The sequence below is a fragment of the Salinicoccus sediminis genome (genome assembly GCF_000986795.1).
In the GTDB taxonomy this organism is placed as follows: Bacteria; Bacillota; Bacilli; order Staphylococcales; family Salinicoccaceae; genus Salinicoccus; species Salinicoccus sediminis.
The window spans coordinates 142,457-169,103 of record NZ_LAYZ01000024.1; the positions used below are offsets into that span (position 1 = coordinate 142,457).

The following is a 26,647-nucleotide window of genomic DNA, read 5'->3' on the forward strand; positions in this document are numbered from 1 at the left end:
AGATTACTGGAGGAGTATCTGAGGCTGATTACAATATAACAGGCGAATATGAAATTCGAATTAAGGAAATGTAAATATCGTGTAATGATACGGCAGCCTTACTATGAGGGAAGGCACACATGCATAATGAAAGCCCTTTCTCCGCTGTCGTGATAAAATGGAAGTATTGATAATATACCCGGAAGGAGCTGTATCAAATGGCAGAACGAAAAGCAAGACATACTGTATTTGTTGACGAGTTTACCAACGGCATACTGGATCCGGAAGAAGAGATGCGCTATTTTGTGAAGGACGGCGGCCACATCGTGGCCAATACTGCACCGGGCTGCTGGGGGCCGATGATCACACCTGAACTGAAAGGCGGCCATGAGGTGACGAAACCGGTCTATGTGGAGGGCGCGGAAGCCGGTGATGCGGTGGCGATTCATATCAATTCAATCCGTGTGACGTCAGACGCCACCGCTTCGGGCAATGACAAGCCGATGGAAGGCCGGTTCACGGGCGACCCGTTTGTCGCCGGCGTATGCCCCAGCTGCAGTGCAAAAAACCCGAAATCGAAAGTCGAAGGTATCGGCCAGGGTGCGGTAAGGTGTGCCGAATGTGGCGAAGATGTCACGCCGTTCACCTTCACGAATGCCTATACGATGGGTTTTGACAGACAGCGGACCATAGGCCTGACCCTTAACAAGGAAAATGCGGAGATCATCGCCCGGGAAGGCAGGAAATACATGTGCACTCCTGAAAATTCCATACAGCATCCCGTAGTGACTTTCGCACCGCATGACATCGTCGGTGCCATGGCAAGGGTCATCCCATTCCTCGGCCAGCTGGGGACCACGCCCTCCCGTGCCTTCCCCGACTCCCATAATGCCGGGGACTTCGGACAATTCCTGATCGACGCACCTCACGACTACAGCATGACCGAAGAACAGCTTGAAGAACGCACCGATGGACATATGGACATAAACCGTGTCCGGGAAGGGGCCGTGCTGATCTGTCCGGTAAAAGTTCCGGGCGGCGGGGTATATCTCGGGGATATGCATGCAATGCAGGGCAATGGTGAAATCGCCGGACATACGACAGATGTCGCCGGCATCGTGGATCTGCAGGTTGAAGTCATCAAGGGAGCGCGTATTGCGGGACCGGTACTGCTCCCGCTCACTGAAGACCTGCCGCCGCTTGCAAAACCATTTACAGAGAATGAAATGAAAAAGGCAAAAGAGCTTGCCGATAAATGGAACATGGCTGAAATCGAAGAAAGCTATCCGGTCTCATTCATCGGCACAGGCGCAGATCTGAACGCAGCGACAGAAAATGGCATGGCGCGCGCAGCAACACTGTTCAATGTGACAGTGCCGGAAATCATGAACCGGGCAACCATCAACGGGTCAATCGATATTGGCAGGAACCCCGGCGTTGTGACTGTGACGTTCCTTGCACCAAAAACGCATCTCAAGCAGGCCGGGCTCTGGAATACAGTCAGAAATGCATACCTGTAGTTTTTCATCGGTGCATCCCGGCTTGGGGTGCACTGATTTTTATTGGTAACCACTTTCATACTTTCGTCCCGGATGTATAAAATCATGCATTCCGTTATAATTGATATATGGTAACTTACTTATAAAAAGGAATGAATCGGATGGATCAATACAGGATAGACAAGGACTACGGTCTTGAATTCGGTCTCTATACATTGGGGGACCATCTTCACAACCCGCATACCGGTGAACGGATCCCGGCCGGGCAGCGCATAAAGGAGATCATAGAAATCGCCAGGCTCGCCGAACAGGCAGGCGTCGATCTCTTCACAGTCGGTGAAAGCCATCAGGAATACTTTACGACCCAGGCACATTCGGTTGTGCTCGGTGCCATCGCCCAGGCGACGGAGAAAATCAAAATTGCGAGCTCTTCCACCATCATCAGCACACTGGATCCCGTCCGTGTGTATGAAGACTTTGCAACGATCGACCTCATATCAGACGGCAGGGCGGAAATCATTGCCGGACGGGCCTCGAGGGTCGGCAACTTTGAGCTGCTCGGCTACGAGCTGCATGACTACGAAGCACTTTATGAGGAGAAGTTCGACCTTCTCCGTCTCATCAATGAAAACGAAATCATCAACTGGGAAGGACAATTCCGGAAACCGCTGCGTAATGCCCGGGTGCTCCCCCGTCCGAAAAACGATTCGATGCCGATCTGGCGGGCAGTCGGCGGTCCCCCTGCAAGTGCTGAAAAAGCCGGTCGGGCCGGCGTTCCCATGTTCCTCGCAACACTCGGAGGCCCTGTTTCTTCATATAAATACACGATTGATGTATACAGAGAGGCTGCCGCACGAAGCGGGCACGATCCCGAAAGCCTGCCGGTGGCGACCGCCGGCTTCTTCTACCCCGCCGAAACAACACAGCAGGCACAGAGGGAGGTTTATCCCCACATCAATGACGGGATGATCCGTACGAACGGCCGCGGCTATCCCAAACAGCATTTCGCACAGGGAGCGGACCCGAGGGATGTCATGAATGTCGGCAGCCCGCAGGAGATCATCGAAAAGATACTCTACCAGCATGAAGTGTTCGGCCATCAGCGCTATATCGGGCAGATGGATTTCGGCGGCGTCCCGTTCGACAGACTGAAGCGTAACATCGATATCATCGGCAGTGAAATACTGCCGGCAATCAGGAAACATACGAAAAAATAGGAGGCATCTTCCATGAACATCGTAATATTATCCGGTTCCGTTGCAGGCTCCAAAACACGGACCGCGATGGAATACGTGAAAGCATCTTTCAACAATAACCATCCGGAGCATGATACTGAACTCCTTAATCTGGCTGACTTAGATATACAATTCAGTGACGGCCGCAATTTCCTGGATTACAGCGGAGATACCGGATATCTCACCAAAACTCTGATGGAAGCTGATGCCATAGTCATCGGCACACCCATTTTCCAGGCTTCCATACCGGGGGCACTGAAGAACGTCTTCGACCTGCTTCCCCAGGACGGTTTCAGGGATAAGACAGTCAGCATGCTCGCCACGGCCGGTTCATCCAAACACTTTCTCATCCCAGAGAACCAACTGAAACCGATCATCGGATATATGAAAGCACAGATGCTGCAATCCTATGTATTCATAGAAGAACGGTACTTTGCAAACGGGGAAATCACAGATGACGACGTCATCTTCCGCATCGACAGACTGGCAGAAGACACACTCGTCCTAGCGGAAACCTACCGGAAGATCAGGGAAGAGAAGGAAGCATCTTACGGCTTCTGACAAAACCGGGCGGATATCAGATTTTGATATCCGCCCGGTTTTTATTCATAGGTAAAGTTCGCTTACGCGTTCAAAGGATTTCCGCTTCTCTTCCCAGTCATACAGATTAGTGAGCAGGAGCCAGTCTTCACACTGATAGATTTCACTGAAATGGTCAAGTTCCCTTTTGACTTTTTCAGGGCCGCCGATGATCATCCGTTTCCTGTTCTTCCCGACGCTTTCTTTTTCCTTTTCATTCAATGAGGCCATGCGTTTCTGTGCAGTTTTGACATCCGGTACCTGGCTGTCCAGCCCCTTTTCCACATTCAACAGCCAGATATGCTGTGACGCTGAGAGATGCTCTGCATGTTCATCGTCCTCACCGCAGACGACGAATACGCATGCCTTCGCCTTCGGTGAAGCGAGCAGCCCCGGCTTGAAATTCCGGCGGTATGTTTCAAATGATGCTTCACCCCTGTCCGGTTTGATGAAATGTCCAAAAACATATCCGATACCGAGAGATGCCGCCATTTCGGCACTGTTCTCCCCGAGTCCGAGGGCATACAGTTCCGGTTTGCCTTCTGTCCTCGGTGCCGCCCTGACCTGCCCTTCTTTGTTGAGATAGCCGGTCAAAGCTTCCAGCTTCTCCGGGTAGTCCCCCATCTGATTGTGCTTGAAATCGGCAAGCCTTTTCCTGACGAACTCGCCTCCGCCTGTGGAACGCCCGACACCGGCCTCTATCCTTCCTGGATACAGGGACTCGAGCTGTGATATTTGTGCTGCTACCTTATATGCACTGTACTGGGGCAGAAGAATGCCGCCAGATCCGACTTTTATACTCTCAGTCCGTGCCGCAGCAGCGGCCATCATGATTTCCGGTGAACTCGATACCATGCCGCGGGTCGCATGGTGCTCTGCGAACCAATAGCTTCCATAACCCATATTTTCTGCATGACGGGCCATCTCAAGCGCACCAGTCGCAGTCTCTTCAGCCGTCCACCCTTTTGGCTGTGGCATCTGATCCAATATTCCAATTCTCATTCATTGATGCTCCTTAAAATCAGTTTTTCAGATGGAATCCATCTTTCTCCAATATGCTTTTCAGAACCAGACTGTATAAATGATGAATGTCGCAATCACCATGGTGATGAGTGACAGAGGGGTACCGACTTTGATGTAGTCCGAGAATTTGTAGCCGCCGGGCCCATACACTATGAGGTTTGTCTGATAGCCGATCGGTGTAATGAAACTCGCAGAACCTGCAATGGCAATCAGTACGACGAATCCGATATGATCGCTGTCCATCTGCGAGGAAATTTCAAGCGCTATCGGGAACATGAGGACCGCTGCTGCACTGTTGGTAATCAGCTCGGTGAATATATTGGTCACGATATACAGAATGACGATGATTCCTATAATGCCGAAGGGCCTTGCGAACGCCACCATGTTTTCAGCTATCAGCTGTGCCAGCCCCGACTGTGTGAGGGCGGCACCCACACCAAATGCGCTGGCTATCAGAAGGAGTACATTCACCTGTATATAACTGAATGCCTCCTCTGCATCGATGAGCTTGAACCCAAGAAGAATGACCACTGCAATCAGCATCGCTTCAAACATGCTGAGCAGGCCGAAAGTGACGGAACTGACCATGGCAAGCAGCAGGATGATTGCAATCCACCCTTTCACGCTGTTCTGTTTCAGTGAATCAGGCGGCGAGACCGACGTCATTACATAGAAATCCGAGGAATGCATGTGATCCTCGAGGAACCTTTCACCGCAAAGCATCAAAAGTGTGTCACCGGGCTTCATGATGATATCCCCCACACGGCTTTTGATCCGTTCATTGTTGCGGTGGACCGCAATGACACCTGCGTTGTATCTATTGCGGAACATCGACGATTTCAGGGAATGGGAGACCATCGATGACTGATGAGAGACGACCGCTTCAACCAGATGGTTATCACCATAGTTCAGGCTCTCCAGAGTTTCGTTCGTACCGGTGATCACATTGAGCCCTTTTTGCTTCTGGAGGTCGGCAATCGTATTCAAGGTTCCCGAAAACAGGAGGTGGTCCCCTTCACGGATGATCGTCGTCGGGGTAACCGGAAAAATACGCTCCTCCTCCCGGATGATTTCGATGATGTATACATTTTTGAGAGATGTGGTGGAGGCATCGATGATATGGGAGCCGATATATTCAAAGTCCCTCTCAACGACCGCCTCGGCCAGAAATTCCTTCACTTCCTGCCTGATCTGCTCCTTCGCCCCTAATGTGCTCGGCAGTAGCAGATAGCCGATTGTCAGGATATATATGAGGCCGGATATTGTAATCGGTATACCGACAACCGACAGCTGGAAAAATGAGAAGCCCTCGAGTCCGGACTGAATAAGCAGCCCATGGACGATAAGGGTCGTCGATGTCCCGATCAGGGTTATCGTACCGCCGAGTATTGTCATATAGGAAAGCGGAATCAGAAATTTGGAAGGCGATATGTCGTTTTTCTGGCACCAGTTCTTGATGATCGGTGTCAGTGTGACGACGATGGGTGTATTGTTCAGGAACCCGGATGAAACAGCAACCGGCGCCAGCAGTTTCAGCATGGATTTCCTCGGACTTCGGCTGTCATTGAGAATCCTGTTGATGAAATTTTCAATGATGCCGTGCTTCTGTATCGCCCCTGCCACGATGAACAGGAGCAGTACGGTCAGCATACCCTCGTTGGAAAAACCGCTGAGTGCCTGCTCTGTTGAAATCACACCAGTCAGCAGGAAGATGACCAGGAAGGAAAACACTGTGAAATCTGCACGCATCACTTCAAACAGCAGCATGATCAGCATAACCACTATCATCAATGCGACAAATATCATCTCTCCGGTCATATCCATCCCCCCCCCATCCCAGGTGTTCGTTCCTCTTATTACCTCATATGATAGCATATGGACAGAAACGCAGTAATCATTTTTGTCTGAAATTTCCGTTTAATATTCATGTGAATACATATATATGCCAAAGCGGGAAAATTTTAAAATGAAACCGCTCCAAGTTGTATTTTTTCATATTACCATGATTAAACGCCTCAAAATCGGTTATAAAAAATATTACAATCAGGAAATCATTATCAGGGAGAAAAGGAGGTAAGGAAATGGAGAAGTTTTCCAAAGATGACATCAGCACCATGCTGATGGAAAAAGGGAACATTTCCATGCTGAATGTACCTGAGAAATGCCGGCATGGAAACATCGTCAAAAGCTATGACAAGGGAGCCCCCGACAAATATGTATGTACAGAATGCGGCATGCCGAGCAAGAACCGGGCGGCATTTTTCAAGTATCAATGTTCACACAGACTGATTCACTAGGAAGTAATTATTGGGGCTGATCAGATGAATACCGATGCTGATTGTTAACACTGTGAGCCGGCAGAGAGCCGCACAGAAGTGCTCGCAGTCATTGGGAGCCCGCCAGCCAGTTTAACAATCAGGATCCGGGAACAGACAGTATGACCGAGAACCAGTCGCTGAAATTCAGTATTTCAACCATCCCCGGCATACAGGGAACCGCAAAAATCAGCATTATGATCATATTATGAATTCATGCAATCATAATGGTATTTACTTTACTTTGAAGTGGTGAGGTACTATATTCTATGTACATCACGTTAGTGGTGTAACACATTTTACCTCCCCTAAAATATGACTCGGCTGCGCCGGTGGGCGCAGCCGTTTTATGTATAGAAAGAAGGATCTGTTCAAATGTCGAAAGGTGAAAGAGAGCTTCAGAGGCAGTACGGTACTAAGCGGCGGGCAGATGCGTTCTACAACAATCAGATGATCGATTTTCTAAACCCGCGCATGAAGGACTTCATTGCAGCGCGTGACCTGCTCTTCATTTCAACATCGGATGCTGCAGGAAACTGCGACGCATCACTCAGAGCGGGACACCCCGGTTTCGTGAGGGTCCTCGGTGACAGGACGCTCATCTATCCTGAATACCGTGGAAACGGCGTGATGGCAAGCATGGGTAATATTCTTGAAAATCCGCATATCGGCCTCATGTTCATCGATTTTACAGAGGATCAGATCGGACTCCATATAAACGGCGCAGCACATATCGTGGAGCATGATGCACTGCATACACTCGGTCTCACCGAAGAGAATATCCGGCTTATGCAGGAGATCGAGCAGGGCCGCGCCGAACGGTGGGTCGCCATCGATGTCCATGAAGCCTACATCCATTGTTCAAAGCACATTCCCGTCATGAAGAAGCAGACGGATAGCTCCGGTCCTGAGACTCCAAAGAAACACCGCGGGGACTATTTCGATGTCAAAAAATAATGGGTGCGGGGAATCCCCTGCACCCATCAAGTTCCGCAAAATGTCTGAAGGACGGCTTCCGACGCTTCAGGCGGGTTTTTATACATATCCTCGTGTGAATCATCATAAGGCTTTGCCAGCACTTCATTCAATTTGTTGAAATGGCTATAATCACCGTAATGCATCGCCTCATCCAGCGCTTTTTCCACGAGGTGGTTCCTCGGGATGACTGCCGGGTTCACCGATTTCATCAGTTCATATGCCGCCTCGATCCCCGACTCCTGATCCTCGAGCTTCCGCTTCCATTTATCATGCCATTCACTGAAACCTTCCGCTTTCGCAAGTTCGGTCTTTTCAGCCTGACCCAGCGCCATCATCCTGAACACCCGTGTGTAGTCGGCCTCAGCCGCCACCATCATGTCCAGCAGTTCTGTGATGAACATCTCGTCGTCTTCGGACTCCTCCGTCAGACCGAGTTTCTTCCGCATGCCGTCGAGCCAGAACCCTTCATACAATCTGCCGTATTCCGACAATGCATCCTGGGCGAGCGATATCGCTTCGTCCTTATCATCAGCGATCAGCGTTAATAAAGTCTCCGCAAACCGTGCCAGGTTCCACTGCCCGATTGCCGGCTGGTTCTGATACTTGTACCTTCCGTTGATGTCGATCGAACTGTATACCGTCTCCGGATGATAGGCGTCCATGAACGCGCATGGACCGTAGTCGATCGTCTCACCGCTGATCGTCATGTTATCGGTGTTCATCACCCCATGGATGAATCCGACCAGCATCCAGTCTGATATGAGCTCTGCCTGGTTGTGGATGACCGCTTTCAGGAAGGACAGATATTTATCTTTGTCAGGAAGATCTTCCAGTTCCGGATAGTGCCGGCTGATCGCGTAATCCGCAAGCGTTCTGATATCCGTCTCATCGCCGGTCCTCACTGCATATTCGAATGTGCCGACGCGCAGATGGCTCATTGCCACGCGGGTCAGTATGCCGCCCGGCAGGATTTCCTCGCGGGTCACCCCTTCTCCGGTGGTCACGACCGCAAGGCTCCTTGAGGTCCTGATGCCCAAGGCATGCATCGCCCCGCTGATGATGTACTCCCGGAGCATCGGTCCGATCGGTGCCCGGCCGTCACCCGACCTTGAGAAAACCGTGCGGCCCGATCCTTTCAGCTGCAGATCAAACCGTTCCCCCTCCGGCGTCACCTGTTCCCCGATCAGCACCGCCCGGCCGTCACCGAGCATCGACAGATTACCGAACTGATGGCCAGCATAGGCCTGGGAAATCGATGATGCCCCTTCCGGCATACGGTTGCCTGCAAAAACTTTCTTCCCTTCATCCGTCTGGAGTTTCTCTTCATCAAGCCCGAGCTCCGCTGCCAAAGAGCTGTTGAAGGCAACGATTTCCGGAAAATCCACAGGCGTCGCGCCTGCTTTACGATAGAAGCTGTCCGGCAGCAATTCAAAAGTGTTATCAAAATTAAATCCGAATGGATCCATATTATCCCTTCTTTCACTGTGGGTCGCTGTCTCCATTCTACCATTTAACAGTCCTCACCCCTAACGAACGATTTCAGGGCGGAATGAAACGCCGATCAATATTTTTGCATTCAGCACAAATGTTTCCTATTCTGGATGGAGTGGGTATGATTTCACCCTCTATCAAAGGAAGGAAGGTTGATGTTATGAAGAAAGAAGTTAAAATCGGTAAATCTGATTTGAACGTTAACCCGATCGGGCTGGGCACGAATGCAGTCGGCGGGCACAATCTTTTCCCGGACCTTGATGAACAGGCGGGCAAGGACCTCGTCAAAACTGCAATTGAAAACGGCATTGACTTTATAGACACGGCCTATCTTTACGGTGCCGGCCGTTCTGAGGAGCTCGTCGGCGAAGCTGTGAAGGAGACCGGAAAGCGTGACGCGCTTGTCATCGCGACGAAAATCTCACCGATCTTCGACGGTGATGACATGTCCCAGAGCAACGAACCGACATTCCTGAAAGAGGAAACCGAAAAAAGCCTCGAGCGTCTTCAGACCGACTATATCGACCTGATGTATCTCCACTATCCTGATGAAGGGACACCGAAGGATCAGGCGGTTGCCGCCCTCAAACAATTGAAGGATGAAGGCAAAATACGTGCCATCGGCGTATCCAACTTCTCTCTCGATCAATTGAAAGAGGCGAACAAAGACGGTCATGTCGATGTATTCCAAGGGGAATACAACCTGCTCAAGCGCGGGGCCGAAGATGAACTGTTCCCTTATCTGAAAGAACAGGGCATATCATTCGTTCCATTCTTCCCGCTGGCATCCGGCCTCCTGACAGGTAAATTCACGAAGGAAGACACATTCAATGACCTGCGCGAAAACCTCCCGGCATTCCAGAGCGGAGAATTCGGAAAAAACATCGATAAGGTGGAAAAACTCCGGCCGATCGCGGAAGAAAAAGGCGTCGACATCGCCCATGTCGTACTGGCATGGTATCTCACCAGAGACGTCATCGATACGATCATCCCCGGCGCCAAGCGCTCCGAACAGGTGCTGAATAATCTGAAGGCGCTCGAAGTCGAACTGACGGCTGAAGAGGTTGCAGAGATCGATAATATATTCTCATAACCAAATTTCAAAAAGACAGCTCCGGCTGTCTTTTTTGTATGAAGAAACAAAAATCAGGCTCATATCCGCTATGAGCCCGACCCCGGATTACGCTCTATTCTTTTACGGCAGGTTTCCCCTCCAGTATTTCAATGATTTCCTCATACGTAATGTCTTTTGCGAAATAATCGACCGTGTCGAAATCCATGTCCCCGGTCATCTCATTCGTCAGCACGATGGCATTCATGCCCGCACGGACCGCCGCAAGTGAACCGTTCACCGTGTCTTCGATGGCATATATATCGGCAGGCGCGAGCCCGAGATCTTTCCCGGCGAGCCGGTAGAGTGCCGGGTCCGGCTTCACATGTTCCACGTCCTCCTTGCCGCGCACGCTGACAAATGCATCAAGAATGCCGAAATGTTCAAGCATCGGGGTGATATCTGAACGCCTGCTGCTCGTCGCCACTGCCACCGGGATCCCGTTATCCCTGCAGTAGTCCATCAGTTTCAAGATGTGCGGATAGCATTCCAGTTCAAGACATGTACGCAGGTGTTCCTCCGCAATCGCCCGTACGCCTTCCTCGCCCACACGTTCCAATATATAAGCATCCAGTTCGTCGGACTCCGAGCCGATCGATTCTTTATACCTCTCTATCTCCAGCGGCTTGTGCCCCCGGTCTGCAAGATTTCTATTGATCGCATTATACAGGTTCGTTTCACTGTCGATGATCGTGCCGTCAAAATCCAGAATTACACCGATACTCATGCAAACACATCCTTACACTTCTATTGTCACATATACTACCACAGCTCCCGCGACACTTGAACCAATAATAAAGCCATCCCTTTTCAGATGGACGGCTTTCATTTTAAATCATCTGTTCACGGCATCAAGGAGCTGTAACAGCCCGCTGCCGTACCATTCAGCATTATCACCTATATCCTTTGCGGTGGAGATGATACGCTCTTTGATCTCTGCGGCCGATTCTTCGGGGAAAGCTGCCCTGAGCACTGCGCCGGCACCGGAGACGTGAGGTGCGGCCATGGAAGTGCCGTCTAATCTGTCATAGCTGTTCCCGGGGACTGAGGACAGGATCGAAGCGCCGGGTGCTGCCACATCGACGCCCGGGCCGGTGGAGGAGAACGGCGCCCTGGCGTCATTATCATCCGTTGCCGCGACTGCCAGAACGGCATCATGCTGTGCCGGATAGCCTACCGTATTCCCCGTCCCCTCTTCATTCCCTTCATTGCCGGCCGCTGCGACGACCAGGATGTCATGTTCATTGAATGCTATATCCACAGCATCCTGGATCGCCCGCGAGGGTTCCGGCGAGCCGAGGGACATATTGATGACACCCATTTCATTCTGGATGGCCCATTCAAGTCCCCGTACGACACCTGCGGAGGAACCCGAACCATCACCGTCCAACACTTTTATCGCGTAAAGTGACGCTTCCGGGGCCACGCCCACGACGCCGGTATCATTATCAAGCGCCGCCGCCGTCCCGGCAACATGTGTGCCGTGTCCGCTGCCGTCGTTATAGAGATCCGCATCTTCCCCGGAATCGAATACGGAAAACCCGTCCGCAACATTCAGGTCTTCGTGTGCTGCATCGATGCCTGTATCGATAATGCCCAATTTTACACCGCTGCCTGCATGGCCCTCCTGATGGACTTCCGGCGCCTGGACCCGCGTGATGCCGTACGGGACTTCCTGCTGGTATGCATAAACGGGAATGTTTCTCTCCACATAACTGATATCCGGGTTCTTATTCAGGCTTTCCATCAGCTCTTCAGTGATTTCACATTCAATCATCCTCGCAATTTTAAATTCATGTATCACTTCTTCATCTGCGATTCCCAGTGATGAGTACGTTGAAAATTCGGATTCCTGTTTGAATTTCACCAGAAACATGCCTTTTTTCTTTTGTTCGGCCATAAATGGAGGCCCCCTTTTAAAAACTGTGATTCAAAACCGATATTAAGAAATATCTGATAATTCAATTATATAATAAAAATACCCGTGTTTTAAATATAATACCTTATACCCCAACATATAATTCTAAAGGGAGCACCATGCACATTTTGATGGCTGCGCTCCCCGCCCCGGTAAGTGCACCAACCGTTTATTGCTTGACTAAATGAACTAAACACAATATTCTGAATTATATGATTGTTCAATATTATACACTGGGGATGATAAATTTGCAGGAAACTCTGTTCAAAAGACTGGAAGCACTATATCCGGAGATGGTGGCATTCAGAAGAGACTTACATATGAATCCAGAGCTCTCACATCATGAAGTGGAGACACCGGAGAAAGTGGCAGTATTCCTTGAGGCACTGGGGCTTGACGTCCGGACGGGAGTCGGCGGCCGCGGGGTCGTTGGTAAACTTGTGGGAGGAAAACCGGGCGGTACCGTCGCCCTGCGTGCGGACTTCGATGCGCTGCCCATCCATGATGAGAAGGATGTCCCGTATAAATCGCAGGTGGATGGAGTCATGCACGCATGCGGCCACGACGTGCATACTTCGGGACTTCTGCATGTTGCGAAAGTGTTAAGCGAACACAGGGAAGAACTGCCGGGAACCGTCGTGTTCATCCACCAATTCGCCGAAGAGGTCATACCGGGCGGTGCGAAATTCATGGTCGAAGACGGCTGCCTGGATGGTGTCGATGCGGTTTTCGGCGCGCATGTCAGTTCCACCGAGCCGCTTGGTTTCGTCGGCTACCGGGAAGGACCGGTCATGGCGAACGGTGATACTTTTGAAATCACGATCCACGGCACAGGCGGACATGCCGCGAATCCCCATCTGGCTGTGGATCCGCTCGCCATCGGCGGCCAGGTAATGTCATCGCTGCAGCAGATTGCGAGCCGCCAGACAGATCCGCTGAAATCCGCCGTTGTCACTGTCGCTTCATTCAACGGCGGCGACAGCTTCAACGTCATCCCCGACACTGCGAATATGAGGGGCACCGTCAGGACTTTCGAACCGGAAGTCAGAGACGCTGTGGAGAGATCGATAAAATCAATCGCCGAATCCACCTGTGAAGGTCTCGGCGCCCGGGCGGAAGTGGAATATGTGAGAGGGTATCCGGCGGTTGTGAACGATCCGTGGGAAACGAAACGTCTGAGAAGAGTCGCGGAATCCATATACGGCGAAAGCAATGTTTCAGAAATTCCTCCTATGATGGGCATGGAGGATTTCGCCTACTATGTGAAGGAAAAGCCCGGCTCGTTCGCATGGGTCGGCGGAGCAATGCCCGATGAAAAGGATGTGTATCCGCACCATCATCCAAAGTTCGATGTCCATGAGGAATCGATGCTTTATATCGGCCGGCTGTTCATCGCCACCGTGCTTGATTATATGGAAAATCCGGAAAACAAAGAATGATTCCAATATAAAAACAAAGGGGTAATTCGTATGGGAGACATATTACAGGTAGCAAACAGTGCACCGTTTTGGATATTCGCATCCATCATCGTCGGCATCGTCGTATTCCAGGCATTCATATTTTTATGGATCGCCAAAAAGTCCGCGCCGGATGCCGGCATGTCGCAAAGGGATGTCACAACAGCCATCCGTGCCGGCTTCATCAGTTCCATCGGTCCGTCATTCGGCATCGTGATCGTGCTCGTCTCTCTGATTGCACTGATCGGCTCACCGATCACGCTGATGCGCATCGGCATCATCGGCTCTGCAGCCACCGAATCCAGTGCGGCCGCCATCGGGGCATCGTCTGCCGGCACGGAACTCGGCGCCTCAGATTTTCCTGTCGAGGCCCTGAGCGCAGTCGTATGGACGATGTTCCTCGGCGGGATGGGCTGGCTCCTGTTCGCAATGATATTCACGAAATCCATGGGCAATGTCCAGGACAGGATCCAGAAACGGAATCCGAAGATCATGGCGAGCGTGGCACTGGCTGCGATGCTCGGAGCGTTTGCATATCTTGCGAATGAACAGATGGTCACGAGCCTGAACCATGCCATTGCGGGAATCCTCGCCCTCATTTCAATGATCGGCATGATGATCATTGCCGACAAAAAGGACATCAGCTGGCTGAAGGAATGGGCATTGGGCTTTTCCCTCGTCATCGGCATGGCGACCGGCTATCTTTCAACATTCATCATTTAAAAGAATATTAGTAAAGGGGTTTTTAAATGACTTATTCAACTGACAGCACTGTTGGAATGACCACCGCTGAAACTGCAAATACGGAACAGGATACGATGGCTTCATTTTACAGACGCTCACATTTCTGGGGCAGGACCACCCTGCTCGTACTGATCATCATGTGTTTTGCACCGCCGCTCTATATGTCGTTCGTGCTCGATGCCCATCCGGGCTGGGGCGTCATCGCAACCGGCCTGGTCGGATATGCTTCATTCATCGGTATCATGTGGGTGCTGGAACCGATCACCTATTACCCCACTCTGGGTGTGGCCGGGACCTATCTCGCCTTTCTGACAGGCAATATCGCCAATATGTGCCTGCCCTGCTCTTCAGCCGCGCAGAAAGCCGTCAATGCTGAACCGGGCTCCAAAAAGGCTGAGGTGGCGGGCGTATTCGGAATCGCCGTCGCTTCATTGGCCAACATCGTCGTCCTTCTCATCATGGTCATCGGCGGGACATACCTCATCACATTGATTCCGCCGTATATAGAAGGTGCGTTCAATTTCGTGCTGCCGGCCATATTCGGCGCGGTGCTCGGACAGTTCGCGTATAAGACGCCCCAGTACGGCGTGGCTGCGCTCATCATCGGCATGATCATCCTATTCTCACCGATTTTTTCACTCATAAAGATCGCACTCTGCGTGGCACTGACGATCACCGCAGTACTCTTCATGGAAAAAAAGAAAGGAAATATCTAAAATGAATCTGACTATCAACACAGACCGCCTGGCCGGACGTCTGGCCGAACTGGCAGAGATCGGCAAAATCGGCAGGACCGGTGTATGCAGACTGGCGCTATCGGAAGAATATAAAGAAGGTATGGATCTTGTCAGGAAATGGATGGATGAAGCCGGCCTCAAAACCCGATTCGACAATTTCGGCAACCTGATTGGCCGGCTGGAGGGGAAAAATCCCGATGAACCGGCTGTCATGCTCGGCTCCCATATCGATTCACAGCCTTCCGGCGGAAGATATGACGGTACCATCGGTGTGCTGGGCGCCCTTGAAGCGGTCCAGACGATGATGGAAAACGGCATCCAACCTGAAGTGCCGGTTGAAGTCATATCATTCTGCGACGAGGAAGGCCACCGGTTCGGCGTCGGGCTGTTCGGATCAAGGGGGATACTCGGTGCTCTGGAACCGGGCGAACTCGAAAGAGCGGATGAAGACGGCGTGACAAGGCGGGAAGCACTGATCGGATTCGGAGCCGATCCGGAGAAACTGCAGGAATCAGAATACGATACCGGCAAAATCGCTTCATATATCGAGATGCACATTGAGCAGGGGCCGAACCTCGAGGAACAGGATGAACCCATCGGCATCGTCAGCGGCATCGCAGGACCCAGATGGCTCGGTGTCACACTGACAGGCATCTCGGGCCACGCCGGCACAGTGCCCATGCCCATGAGACAGGATCCAGTCACAGGTGCCGCAGAAATCATCACCGCATTCAACAGCATCGTACAGACAGAAGCCGGGGCGCCCACCGTCGGCACCGTCGGAGATATCAAAGTCAGCCCCGGCGGCCGTTCCATCATCCCGGAGAAAGTGGAATTCACCATCGACCTGCGGGACAGCGACCTCACGCGGCGTGATGAATACGAACAGCAATTAAGGGAAGCCGTGAAGGATATTTCGGAAAAACACGGACTGGATTATGAAATATCAGACGACGGCGGCACCACCCCGAAAGAGGCCAGCAGAGAAATCATGACCATCATGTCAGAAGAAAGCGAAACCATGAACCTCGCCCCGCCCGTCCTCATGAGCGGCGCCTTCCATGACGCCAGTCACATGGCAGACGCGTGCGACATGGGAATGATATTCGTGAGATCCAAAGACGGCATCAGCCACCATCCCGACGAATACTCGACCGATGAAGACATCGCGATCGGGACGGAGCTGTTGTATAAGACGATGCTGAGGCTGGTTGGCAGTGTCTAGCATCAGAAAAACTGAATCTATATTTCAGCATAGACTGATGCCTGCACATTCAATACATGTGGGCATCAGTTTTCTTTTGAGGGGTTAATATTGATACTGTCTACTGAAAAATCGTATCATTGATATATTGTTTTTATTAGCAAGGATGGATTCATATATGAACAGATTTAATTTTACCCTGCCGCCAAACATATCGAAATGGCTTACCTATCCCGTTCTAATGCTCTGCGTGATCATCTGGGGCAGCAATTTCATCATTGGCAAGGTGCTTGTCGATCACTTCGACCCCTACAGCATCACGGTCATCCGGCTGATTGCGATCAACCTGTTCCTCTGGATTTTTGCTTCGAAATATTTCACGATGCCTAAAGTTCCGCTCAAGGTCTGGGTTGTAATCATCCTGTCAGGTGTCATCGGAATTGCGGCGAACCAGTATACGTTCTTCCTGGGGTTGGTCACGGCGAATCCGGTGACGTCGGCGCTGATTCTGGCCCTGGCTCCGATCATGACGGCGATATTCACGGTCTTCGTCTTCAGTGAACGGCGCGGACTGAAATTCTGGCTCGGTGCTTTGCTTGCACTGTTCGGTGTTATCTTGAGTACTTACAACGGCAGTGCGATCATATTCGGCATTGGTGAATCGGTCATCATCCTGACGATGCTGACGTTCGCCGTATTCATGGTTCTGATCCAGTGGCTCGCGAAATATATCAATGCGATACAGATCACTCTATTATCCAATACATCCGGACTGCTTGTCCTCGTCCCATTCCTGCCGGCAGCGGATTACGGGCGGATGGCCGCAGCCGGCATGCCGATGTGGCTGCTGCTTGTCATCAGCGGAATCATCGTGCACGGTCTCAGCAACATGATCTGGAACAGGGAAATGCCGAAAGTGGGCGCAGCGAATGCATCGCTCCTGATGAACATGGAGCCGTTTGTTGCGATGGCCGGTGCGGCGCTTGTACTCGGCTCTACAGTGAGAGCCACTGAAATCACCGGGGCCGTCCTCATCATCGCCGGTGTGACACTGTCGCTTTACAGGAAAAGGCAGAGGCAAAGCGAAAAAATTTATGAGAAGTGAGAGAGATCACCATATAATATGGTGGTCTTTTTTGTATCAGTCCAATTTTGCATAAATGCCAATGTGCCATTTGGACTTATTTCTATGTGCTTACCGGGATATTATATACTTAAGTAACAATTATCTGAAATGTCAGTCATCTGATATTGGAAAGGAAGATTGTTATGGACAAACGCAGTTCTGCCATTCTGCGCTTACTCGCAGAAAGCGATAAGTACTTATCAATAGAAGAACTGGCCAGTTCTTTGAACGTTTCAAAAAGGACCATTTACAATGACATCGAAAAAATTAACCAGTGGCTGACTGATGTACACGGCAGTCAGATTGAAAAAGTGCATGGCATGGGGATTTTTATCCCTGACGAAGTGAAGGCTGGAATCTGGTCCTCGATGGACCGGGAAAGTGTCTCCTATTATGAATACTCCAAAGGAGAAAGACATGCATGGATTTTCCTATTGCTGTCATTGGATATTGACACTCCTTATTTTATAGGTACTTTTCAATCTTTGTTCAAAGTCAGTCGTAACACAGTAATAGACGACATTAAGCAAGTAAGAAAGAGTATAAATAAGCAGGATATATCAATCACTTCTTCTATTTCGGAAGGATATCTGGTTGCAGGAAATGAAATCGGCATCCGCCATATGATAATGGATTATGTACAGTACCTATCTTCCAATGCCGGGCTATCGACGGAAAAAGACATGCATCTCAATCTGCAGGAAAAGCTCTTCACCCCGTCCGATATACATTTAGTTGGGAACCTGCTAAGTGCATATGAAGAGATGGCCGGAACCGGTATTGCTGAGGATATCCGTCCTTTAATTTCAACATGGATGCTCTGCTTTTATCAGAGAATGAGGAACGATAGGACACTGCATCTTAGCCATTCGGAAAAAGAAGCCATAAAAGCGGCACCTGAATTTAAAATCGCCGACAGTATATTCGAGCAATTTTTGGACGTTTTCACTGAGGATGAGTCTGTCTACTTCACCCGGATCTTACTTGGTGCAAAAATCAGGTTTTCAAAGTCCAGTGATTATGAAACTGAAAATATATTAAACCTTGAATCCATCGTCGATACACTGATTGATAGTTTTCAACAGAAGGCTGCTGTGACCTTTCCGGAACAAAATTCATTGTATCAGAACCTGCTGCTTCATATGAAGCCGGCATACTACAGAATTAAATATCATATAAATATTTCCAACCCGCTAACAGACAAAATCAAGAAGGAGTATAAAGAGATATTTTCAATTACAAGAGAGATTATCCAGCCCCTGGAAAGATTGGTCTGTCAAAAAATCAATGATGATGAACTCGCATATATCGCGATTCATTTTGGCGGGTGGTTAAAAAGAAATGCACTGACTGTAAACGAACGTATTTTGAGAATCATGATTGTATGCCCAAATGGCATTGGCACCTCAAGGATAATGGAAAATCAGATGATCAATCTGCTTCCGGAATATGAAATTGTTTCTTTATTCGCCGAAAAGGACTACGAAAAATTGTATTCACTGACCAGCACTGTGGATTTTGTCGTTTCCAGTGTGCCTCTGGAAGATAAAGGTGTTCCAGTGATAGTGGTCAATCCTCTCTTCAGCGCAAAAGATAAAGAAACACTGTTGACCCACGGCAAACTGGATCAATACACCTATAGTCAAAATGAAATGCCGAAAGTGGATACACTCCTTGATATCATCGATCAGTACGCTGACATCAAGGACTCAGAATCATTAAGAGAAAAAATTATTGAATACCTCTCACCCACTGTAAATACAGAGCCAGATACCCATAAGCCTATGTTCAAGGATTTGCTGCCTCTTAACAGAATCCAGGTAGTCAAGACGGTTGAAGACTGGAAAGACGCTATTGAGATCGCCTCGAGACCGTTGATTGGAGATGGATGTATAGCATATTCATATGTAACAGCAATGAAAAAACTCATCATTGATAAAGGAACCTATATGGTCACCTCCGATTCCATAGCTTTTCCTCATGCTTTACCGGCAGATGGGGTCAGGCACACAGGGATGAGTCTCCTGCTTGTTAAAAACAGCATAAAGATAAAAGACAAACCTGTAAAACTGTTTATCGTCCTGGCTTCAGAAGATAATGAAAAACATTTAAAAGCAATGGAGCAGCTTACCAGAATCCTTTCTGACAGAACCAGGAAAAATCATATTCTAAATGCAGAGAATCGCCATGAAATTATTAAGTTGCTGAATTTTAACGAAGGTAAAGGAGATGGTAACTGTGAAATTCCTGACAGAGAAACTGATAGATGCTGAATTCGACGCTTCCGATGCTGAAGAGGCTATACACCGCGCAGGTACATTACTTGCCAACGCGGACGGCGTCGAACATCAATACATTGAAGCCATGATCAGGTCCTATAGAGAAAATGGTTCATATTTTGTATTATCGCCTAAAATCGCCCTCCCCCATGCAAGACCTGAAGATGGCGTAAAAGATGCTTCTGTATCTCTGGTCAAGTTGAAGTCTCCTGTTGAATTCGGCCATAAAACCAATGACCCCGTTTCTTTAGTATTCGGGCTGGGGGCTACATCAGGAGATGAACATCTGGAAATACTTCAAAAACTCACCCGCCTGCTCAATGAAAAAGAAGCAACTGATGAACTTATAAACGCAAAGAACATCAAGGAAATTATAAAAATCATAGAAAAGAGGAATTGAAAATGAAAAAAGTACTTACAGTTTGCGGATTGGGCCAGGGAACAAGCCTGATTTTAAAAATGAATGTGGAACAGGCCCTTGCAGACAATGATTATCAGGCAGATGTGGAGAATACTGACCTCTCGGCCGCTTCCAGTATGAACGCCGATTACATCTTCACAAGTAATGAAATAGCGGAAAGTTTGAAAGAACATTCTGCCAAAGTCATTATTATCAACAGCTTTTTCGATATGGAAGAAATAAATGAAGCCATACAGCAGAACGTAGATTAATAACCAAAGGGGTTGGGATACCATGAACACTATTACTGATGTTGTTATGTGGATAGCCACCAATATTTTTGGTCAGCCGGCTATTCTCATAGGCACCATTGTCCTGATTGGATTGCTCGTACAGAAAAAGACAACCAGCCAGGTGCTCAGCGGCACATTCAAAGCAATCATCGGCTTCCTGATTATCACCGCAGGTGCTGACATCATTTCAGGATCACTCACCGTTTTCGAGCCACTATGGGCAGAAGTCTTTAACCTGGGATCAGAGTCCATTTCAGATTTCATGGGACAGGAAGCTTTCACGGGAGAGTATGGAAGCATTGTTGCTCTCGTGATGTCACTCGGGTTCTTACTCAATGTGCTGCTTGCCAGGTTTACACCATTTAAGTACATCTACCTGACAGGGCATATGATGTTCTGGACTACAACAATCTTTGCAGGGATCGTTGTGCAGTCTGCACCGGATGTCGGCTTCTGGCAACTGGTCATCTTCCTGTCCATCATTATGGGACTGTATTGGACCCTGCAGCCTGCAATCGTACAGCCCTTCATGAGAAAGGTTACAGGAAACGATGAAATTGCCCTGGGCCATACATCGGCTTCGGTTTCACTATTGGCTGCACTGATGGGAAAATGGCTCGGTAATAAAAACAACGATTCTGAGAAGATCAAAGTCCCGAATGGCTTGGAATTCCTGAGGGATTCCAATGTGATAACAGCGTTGACCATGGGGCTTCTATTCTTAACAGGAGCGATAGTCGTCACATTGAGAAACACTCCCGGTGCTGAAGAATTGGTTGCATCTTCTGGTGATCAGAATTTCATCGTCTACTCCATCATTCAATCATTCATGTTCACTGCCGGTATCGCAGTAGTACTTGTCGGTGTCAGAATGTTCATCGGTGAAATGGTACCGGCATTCAAAGGGATAGCGACAAAAATTGTTCCCGGTGCCAAGCCTGCACTCGATTCGCCAATTGTATTCCCTTATGCACCCAACGCGGTAATACTGGGGTTTGTCGGAGCTTTTGCAGGAGCCCTCATCTGGTTGTTCATCCTTGGTAATACCGTTGCGTATGTTTTCGTTCCGACAATGATCGTACTGTTTTTCCATGGTGCCACCGCAGGCGTATTCGGCAACTCGACCGGTGGCGCCAGAGGCGCTGTCATCGGCGGATTCGCTACTGCGACTGTAGTTGCCTGGGGCCAGTATGTAATGGTAAGGATGCTGCTGTCGGATACGATACCGGATACAGCTATGTGGGCAGCCGATTCGGATATGTTCATACTGGGACCGATAGTCAAGTTATTAGCAGAACTCCTATTCGTTTAATAACAGATTGAAAGAAGGGAAAATATGAGTTTCATAAGAACATTTAAGGGAGATATCAACCCTGAAGAATTGGGTGTCACCTACAGTCATGAACATATAGTCTGTCGTCCTCCCTATTGGGTGGAAATGGGACAGGATGATCTTATCCTCGATAATCCGGAGGCTTCATTGAAAGAGGTCCTGGATTTTAAGGAACTGGGCGGTGAGTCCATAGTCGATGCTACTGCCGTTGATTACGGCAGAGATATCAGAAGTGTTGCCGAAATTTCAAATGAAACGGGCATAAACATCATCGGAACCGCCGGCTTCAATAAGGGTTTCCTGTGGTCTGCCAAAATTCCGGATCATCTTAAATCCGTGACCGGCGAGTACGGAACTTACGGGCAGTGGATTGATGCCACATCCATAGACAAACTCGCTGATTTTGTCATCAGCGAAGTGGAAAATGGATTGGAAGGAACAGGGTTCAAAGCCGGACAAGTCAAATTCGGTACAGGGTATAACAGTATCAGCCCGTTGGAAGAAAAAACTTTGCGTGCTGTAGCAAGAGCACATCATCACACTAAAGCACCTATGCATTCACATACTGAAGCCGGCACTATGGCTTTGGAGCAGATACAGCTGTTAAAAGAGGAAAATGTTGATCTTTCTTCCATGAGCTTTGGTCATATGGACAGGAACCTGGACCCTTTTTATCATAACAAAGTAGCCGAAACCGGGGCATTCCTATCCTTCGACGGCATCTCAAAAATTAAGTATGCTCCTGAAAGCGAAAGAATACGGTGTATATTGGACCTTGTAGATAAAGGATTCGAAGATCAGATACTCGTCAGCGGAGACACAGCAAGGAAAAGCTATTTCAAACATTACGATCACGGACTGGGGTTTTATAATATTTTGGGGAACTGGGTGCCACGTTTCAAAGAAGAGGCAAAGCAGAACGGATATGATGCAGAAAAACTCGTGCGCAAGTTTTTCATTGATAATCCAAAAAGGTGCTTCACCTTTAAAAAGTAAGGATGAGTGACCATGAAATTCGAATTTGAAAATTCATACGAGGTTTCAGACAAGATAAGAGAAAAGAAAATTGCAGTACTCCCTGTCGGAGCAGTGGAAGCACATGGCCCACATCTTCCTCTCTCAACCGACAATATTCTGGCTGAAGAGATGGCAGGCAAACTCGCAAAGAGAGTGGATGCATTTGTACTGCCCACTCTTCCATACGGTCAGGTATGGAGCCTGAGAAACTTTCCGGGGAGCATAAATGTAAGCAATGAATCATTGATCAGTATTTTATATGATATCGGTCACAGCATTCACAGGCAGGGCTTTTCATCATTCGTAATGATGAATGGGCATCTGGGCAATAGTACCGCTCTGAAAGAGGCGGCCCGCAAACTGTTTGATGAAATTCCGGATTTAAAAGTATACTACTTTTTCTATCCTGGAATGAAGGAATATGCGGAGGAAGTCAGAGAGAACAATGCTGCTCACGGCACTTATTTTCATGCGTGTGAAATTGAGACATCATATATGCTTTATCTCTCCCCTGATCAAGTCAACATGGATAAAGCTGTCAGGGACATTCCCGACATTTCGTTGGCGGCTGACGTGACCCCTACACCGTGGGAGACCTTCACGGACTCAGCCGTACTCGGCGATGCCACTCTGGCTGATGACAGCAAGGGCGAGTATATATTAGAAAAAGTTCTGGACAACATGGTGGATATACTGACTCAGAATGAGGGGGCGGCGAAATGATCAGCTCTTATTTCAATGAGATAAAAAGAATACTCGAAAACGTAGAAAATTCAGAGGCGGAGAAGATGAAAAAAACTTCTTCATATATGGCAGATACCATTAAGAACGATGGGATCATCCATCTTTTTGGGTGTGGACACTCACATATTCTTACTGAAGAGGTATACTACCGTGCCGGCGGGCTCGTCCCCATCCGTCCCATTCTTCATGAACCACTCATGCTTCATGAAGGGGCGCTCAAATCTTCGGAATTGGAAAGAAGCGTAAATTATGCCGTGAAATTTATGGAGCATCAGGATATAAGAAGCGGAGACTTGATGTTTGTCATCTCTACGTCGGGCAGAAACCCCGTTCCTGTAGACGTTGCCCTTTACGGCAGAAAATATGGAGCAACCGTCATCGGCATCACTTCAAAGGAATACTCCTCCAGTCAGCACTCAAGACACCCTTCAGGGAAACATCTATATGATGTAGTCGACCTTGTGATCGACAACCATTCCCCCGCCGGGGATGCAATAATGAGCCACCACCAAATATCAGAAAAATTTTCGCCCAGTTCCACAGTGGCAGGTGCTTCTATATTAAATGCAATAATTTCAGAGGCAGTTGTTTTGCTGGCAGAATCCGGGTATACACCGCCGATTTTTCTGAGCGGAAATATGGAGGGTGCAGATGCCCATAACCAGAAATTGGTTGAAAAATATAAAGACAGAGTGCCACTCTAGAAATATATAGGACCGCTGTGCGAATGAATACACGGCGGTCTTTAAAACTGCTTTTCTATACGTTTCTAACCTACTCCGACTATCAGCTGCACTTCAACCGGTGCATCGCCGGGCAGTGAACTGACGCCCACTGTCGTCCGGCTGCCGATGCCTCTTTCGCCAAGTTCTTCCATCAGATATGTGGATGCGAAGTCGGCGATTCTCGCATGGCCGTTGAGCCTTTCTTCTGCATTTATATATATTGTCATGCTGATGACCTGCCGGATTTCTTCGCCCGTCTGCAGTTTTTCCTCTGCGGCGGATAAGGCGTTGCATGTCGCCTGCTGCATGATCTGCCGGTATGTCTCCTCAGAGTGGCTTGCCATGAGTTTCCCTCTTTTTATCAGCACACCCTCCACTGTCGGTGTCATGCCTGCGGTATAGATGATATTCCCAAAACGTGTCGCGAGTTCATATTGCCCTTTCGGTACCGGCCGGTATTTTACGACATCTTTCATTTACTGTACCCCTTCACTCATATGATCAATTTTCAGTCCCCTGAGCCCTTTATGAAAAAACTCAAGATTATATTACTCCAGCATATTATCATTTAGCAATCAAAATCTTAAAATTTCCAATAAAAAATGCCACTCCGCCTGAAGTGGCATCATGACCTGTCTGTTTCCGGCGATTTACTGGGCGGTATAACCGCCGTCGACCAGCAGTGTGATGCCGGTTGTGAATTCATTTTCTGCAAGGAATATGACTGCATGGGCAATCTCTTCCGGCTCACCGAGCCTGCCGATCGGGTGTTTGCCGACGAGATTGTCGTAATATTCGCCGAGGGCTTCCCTGCTCACCATGCCTGATTCCACATAACCCGGCGCGACGGCGTTGACCCTGATCTTGTCCTCTGCATATTGAAGGGCGACGGATTTGGTCATCAGGTTCACCGCGCCTTTGGATGCATTATATGCAAACGCTGTCGGTTCCCCGACACTGCCCAGGATGGAGGCGGTATTGATGATTGCTCCGCCGCCTGCTTTCCGCATTTCCGGAATGGCATGCTTGGAACCGAAGAAAACACCGTCCTGGTTGATATTGATGACCTTTTTGTAGTCTTCGTATGACAGTTCGTGGGTCATTCCCTGAATGCCGATGCCGGCATTGTTGAACATCACATCGAGCCGGCCGTACCTGTCAACGGCCTCCGCTATGAGGTTTTTCACTTCCTGTTCACTGGATACATCCACTTTGACGAACGACACATCACCGTATCCGCTCAGTTCTTTCTCCGCTTCTTTCCCGCCTTCTTCGTTGTAGTCGCCGATGACCACTTTGGAGCCTTTATCCAGGAATGCCCTGGCTGCGGCAAGCCCGATTCCTGAGGCACCGCCTGTAACTACCGCCACTTTGCCTTTAAGATCCAATCTGAACTCCTCCTTTGATTTTCTATACCCTGTTCCCGCCCTGTAAACGTCTTTAAATATGACCTTTTCATGACAAAACCCTCCCGCTATGGCGGAAGGGTTAAGGGTGATTATCAGAACAGGTGCATTGCCAGATAGATGACGAATGTCACCGTTATGCTGCTGAGCAGCGTGGAATAAAGGACCGTCTGTGCATGGAGTTCCGGCTCTACATCGTATTCCAGGGCGAGTGTCGCTGTATTCCTTGAAGTCGGGAATGCACTTGCGATGAACAACGACTGTGCGATGACACCGTCGAGTCCCAGCATGTAAATGAGGATGAGCGCAATTGCCGGACCGAGAATCAGCCGGCCGGCCAGGGCCCAGCCGATGACCTTGTGGAACGTGCGGATCTGTATGCTCTCGAGCTGCATGCCGAGAAGGATGAGGGCAAGTGCGGCAAACCCACCTGCCAGCTGTTCGATCGGCACCAGTGCAAAATTCGGGATCGGCAGGTCGAATATTTTAAGCAGTGCCGCCAGCCATAATGCGTGGATGATCGGCAGTTTCAAAAGTTCCCGCAAAATATCCACGAGTGATTTCGAAGTGGAAATTAGGTTGTAGAGACCGTAAGTGTAGGTCAGCAGGTTCTGGACGACCAGCACGATGATCTGGACAGACACACCGAGCGGGTGGGCGCTGAAGACCAGCTGGCTGACCGGCAGGCCGTAGTTTCCGGAGTTCATCAGGGAAATGCTGTTCTTGAGCACCGTCTGCTCCGCTTTTTCCAGATTCAGCATTTTGGACAGGATATTACCGGCAATGATCAATATCGTGATGAACAGTCCCAGATAGATGAACAGCTGTGCCAGAAGCGATATATCAATTTCCGCGTGATATATATTTATGAATACCGCTGCCGGCATGAAACAATATGTCACCAGGTTCGCAATCGGCCTCAGCCTGAACTGGAACTTTTTCTGAAGCAACACCCCCACGCCCAGCAGGATGAGGATTGGTACGATGACATCAACAAATACGAGGCTGATATAGCTCAATAAACTTCATCTCTTTCCTATATCATAAGATATTC

At 49.2% G+C, this 26,647-nt stretch carries 26 protein-coding genes; 18 read left to right on the top strand and 8 right to left on the bottom strand.

Annotated elements, in window-relative coordinates; all coding sequences use genetic code 11:
* Positions 1-197 precede the first annotated feature (197 nt).
* The 3 genes from WN59_RS09295 (at position 198) to WN59_RS09305 (ending at position 3,274) form a co-directional block, all read left to right on the top strand.
* The gene (locus WN59_RS09295; protein ID WP_046516254.1) at positions 198-1,499 is read left to right on the top strand and encodes an acetamidase/formamidase family protein; all 1,302 of its coding nucleotides are present in this window, start codon (positions 198-200) and stop codon (positions 1,497-1,499) included.
* A 140-nt stretch (positions 1,500-1,639) separates the two neighbouring features.
* Entirely contained in the window at positions 1,640-2,695 is a 1,056-nt protein-coding gene (locus WN59_RS09300) for an LLM class flavin-dependent oxidoreductase (RefSeq protein ID WP_046516258.1), read from the top strand.
* Between the two features lie 12 nt (positions 2,696-2,707).
* The gene (locus WN59_RS09305) at positions 2,708-3,274 is read left to right on the top strand and encodes an NADPH-dependent FMN reductase (RefSeq protein WP_046516261.1); all 567 of its coding nucleotides are present in this window, start codon (positions 2,708-2,710) and stop codon (positions 3,272-3,274) included.
* Positions 3,275-3,319: 45 nt separating this feature from the next.
* Here WN59_RS09305 and WN59_RS09310 read toward each other — a convergent pair whose 3' ends face one another.
* Both WN59_RS09310 and WN59_RS09315 read right to left on the bottom strand, forming a co-directional pair.
* Positions 3,320-4,294 (bottom strand): LLM class flavin-dependent oxidoreductase, encoded by a 975-nt coding sequence (locus WN59_RS09310; RefSeq protein ID WP_046516264.1) that lies wholly within the window; start codon positions 4,292-4,294, stop codon positions 3,320-3,322.
* Between the two features lie 60 nt (positions 4,295-4,354).
* On the bottom strand, positions 4,355-6,133 hold the full coding sequence (locus tag WN59_RS09315; protein ID WP_046517241.1) for an SLC13 family permease: 1,779 nt from the start codon (positions 6,131-6,133) through the stop codon (positions 4,355-4,357).
* A gap of 263 nt (positions 6,134-6,396) precedes the next feature.
* On the opposite strand from WN59_RS09315, the gene WN59_RS09320 reads away from it, so the two are divergent.
* On the top strand, positions 6,397-6,612 hold the full coding sequence (locus tag WN59_RS09320; RefSeq protein WP_017548346.1) for a hypothetical protein: 216 nt from the start codon (positions 6,397-6,399) through the stop codon (positions 6,610-6,612).
* 393 nt (positions 6,613-7,005) lie between these two features.
* The gene (locus tag WN59_RS09325; protein ID WP_046516268.1) at positions 7,006-7,587 is read left to right on the top strand and encodes a pyridoxamine 5'-phosphate oxidase family protein; all 582 of its coding nucleotides are present in this window, start codon (positions 7,006-7,008) and stop codon (positions 7,585-7,587) included.
* A gap of 26 nt (positions 7,588-7,613) precedes the next feature.
* Here the strand turns inward: WN59_RS09325 and WN59_RS09330 are convergent, their stop codons facing one another.
* A complete protein-coding gene (locus tag WN59_RS09330) occupies positions 7,614-9,074 on the bottom strand; it encodes a protein adenylyltransferase SelO (protein WP_231577190.1) in 1,461 nt (486 codons plus the stop codon).
* Positions 9,075-9,259: 185 nt separating this feature from the next.
* Here WN59_RS09330 and WN59_RS09335 point away from each other — a divergent pair, with 185 nt between their 5' ends.
* Entirely contained in the window at positions 9,260-10,192 is a 933-nt protein-coding gene (locus tag WN59_RS09335; RefSeq protein WP_046516277.1) for an aldo/keto reductase, read from the top strand.
* A gap of 94 nt (positions 10,193-10,286) precedes the next feature.
* On the opposite strand, the gene WN59_RS09340 is transcribed toward WN59_RS09335, so the two are convergent.
* Entirely contained in the window at positions 10,287-10,937 is a 651-nt protein-coding gene (locus WN59_RS09340; RefSeq protein ID WP_046516279.1) for an HAD family hydrolase, read from the bottom strand.
* Positions 10,938-11,045: 108 nt separating this feature from the next.
* Entirely contained in the window at positions 11,046-12,110 is a 1,065-nt protein-coding gene (locus WN59_RS09345) for a S8 family peptidase (RefSeq protein WP_052747372.1), read from the bottom strand.
* A gap of 266 nt (positions 12,111-12,376) precedes the next feature.
* Here WN59_RS09345 and WN59_RS09350 point away from each other — a divergent pair, with 266 nt between their 5' ends.
* The 12 genes from WN59_RS09350 to WN59_RS09405 all read left to right on the top strand — a co-directional run bounded on the left by WN59_RS09350 (position 12,377) and on the right by WN59_RS09405 (position 24,166).
* On the top strand, positions 12,377-13,567 hold the full coding sequence (locus WN59_RS09350) for a M20 metallopeptidase family protein (protein ID WP_046516286.1): 1,191 nt from the start codon (positions 12,377-12,379) through the stop codon (positions 13,565-13,567).
* A gap of 30 nt (positions 13,568-13,597) precedes the next feature.
* Entirely contained in the window at positions 13,598-14,308 is a 711-nt protein-coding gene (locus WN59_RS09355) for a DUF5058 family protein (protein WP_046516289.1), read from the top strand.
* A gap of 26 nt (positions 14,309-14,334) precedes the next feature.
* Positions 14,335-15,045 (top strand): small-conductance mechanosensitive channel, encoded by a 711-nt coding sequence (locus WN59_RS09360; RefSeq protein WP_231577192.1) that lies wholly within the window; start codon positions 14,335-14,337, stop codon positions 15,043-15,045.
* Position 15,046: 1 nt separating this feature from the next.
* Complete coding sequence (locus WN59_RS09365) at positions 15,047-16,291, top strand: M20 family metallo-hydrolase (protein WP_046516291.1); 1,245 nt, start codon at positions 15,047-15,049, stop codon at positions 16,289-16,291.
* Positions 16,292-16,448: 157 nt separating this feature from the next.
* The gene (locus WN59_RS09370) at positions 16,449-17,375 is read left to right on the top strand and encodes a DMT family transporter (RefSeq protein WP_046516295.1); all 927 of its coding nucleotides are present in this window, start codon (positions 16,449-16,451) and stop codon (positions 17,373-17,375) included.
* Positions 17,376-17,539: 164 nt separating this feature from the next.
* The gene (locus tag WN59_RS09375) at positions 17,540-19,669 is read left to right on the top strand and encodes a BglG family transcription antiterminator (protein ID WP_046516299.1); all 2,130 of its coding nucleotides are present in this window, start codon (positions 17,540-17,542) and stop codon (positions 19,667-19,669) included.
* The gene (locus WN59_RS09380; protein ID WP_046516301.1) at positions 19,635-20,075 is read left to right on the top strand and encodes a PTS sugar transporter subunit IIA; all 441 of its coding nucleotides are present in this window, start codon (positions 19,635-19,637) and stop codon (positions 20,073-20,075) included. Before WN59_RS09375 ends, WN59_RS09380 begins: the two co-directional genes overlap by 35 nt.
* A gap of 2 nt (positions 20,076-20,077) precedes the next feature.
* A complete protein-coding gene (locus tag WN59_RS09385; protein WP_046516304.1) occupies positions 20,078-20,347 on the top strand; it encodes a PTS sugar transporter subunit IIB in 270 nt (89 codons plus the stop codon).
* Positions 20,348-20,369: 22 nt separating this feature from the next.
* Positions 20,370-21,680 (top strand): PTS ascorbate transporter subunit IIC, encoded by a 1,311-nt coding sequence (locus WN59_RS09390; RefSeq protein ID WP_046516307.1) that lies wholly within the window; start codon positions 20,370-20,372, stop codon positions 21,678-21,680.
* Between the two features lie 24 nt (positions 21,681-21,704).
* Positions 21,705-22,697, top strand: coding sequence for a phosphotriesterase family protein (locus tag WN59_RS09395; RefSeq protein ID WP_046516309.1), 993 nt, complete (start codon positions 21,705-21,707; stop codon positions 22,695-22,697).
* Positions 22,698-22,709: 12 nt separating this feature from the next.
* Positions 22,710-23,441 (top strand): creatininase family protein, encoded by a 732-nt coding sequence (locus WN59_RS09400; protein ID WP_046516312.1) that lies wholly within the window; start codon positions 22,710-22,712, stop codon positions 23,439-23,441.
* Positions 23,438-24,166 (top strand): SIS domain-containing protein, encoded by a 729-nt coding sequence (locus WN59_RS09405; protein ID WP_046516315.1) that lies wholly within the window; start codon positions 23,438-23,440, stop codon positions 24,164-24,166. The genes WN59_RS09400 and WN59_RS09405 overlap by 4 nt, the downstream gene beginning before the upstream one ends.
* Positions 24,167-24,231: 65 nt before the next feature.
* On the opposite strand, the gene WN59_RS09410 is transcribed toward WN59_RS09405, so the two are convergent.
* From WN59_RS09410 to WN59_RS09420, 3 genes are all read right to left on the bottom strand, one after another.
* Entirely contained in the window at positions 24,232-24,663 is a 432-nt protein-coding gene (locus WN59_RS09410) for a RidA family protein (RefSeq protein WP_046516316.1), read from the bottom strand.
* 174 nt (positions 24,664-24,837) lie between these two features.
* Positions 24,838-25,575 carry an SDR family NAD(P)-dependent oxidoreductase gene (locus WN59_RS09415; protein WP_046516319.1) on the bottom strand — a complete coding sequence of 246 codons (738 nt, stop codon included), beginning with the start codon at positions 25,573-25,575 and terminating at the stop codon, positions 24,838-24,840.
* A gap of 113 nt (positions 25,576-25,688) precedes the next feature.
* Positions 25,689-26,612, bottom strand: a complete 924-nt coding sequence (locus WN59_RS09420) for an AEC family transporter (protein WP_046516321.1) — start codon at positions 26,610-26,612, stop codon at positions 25,689-25,691.
* Positions 26,613-26,647 lie beyond the last annotated feature (35 nt).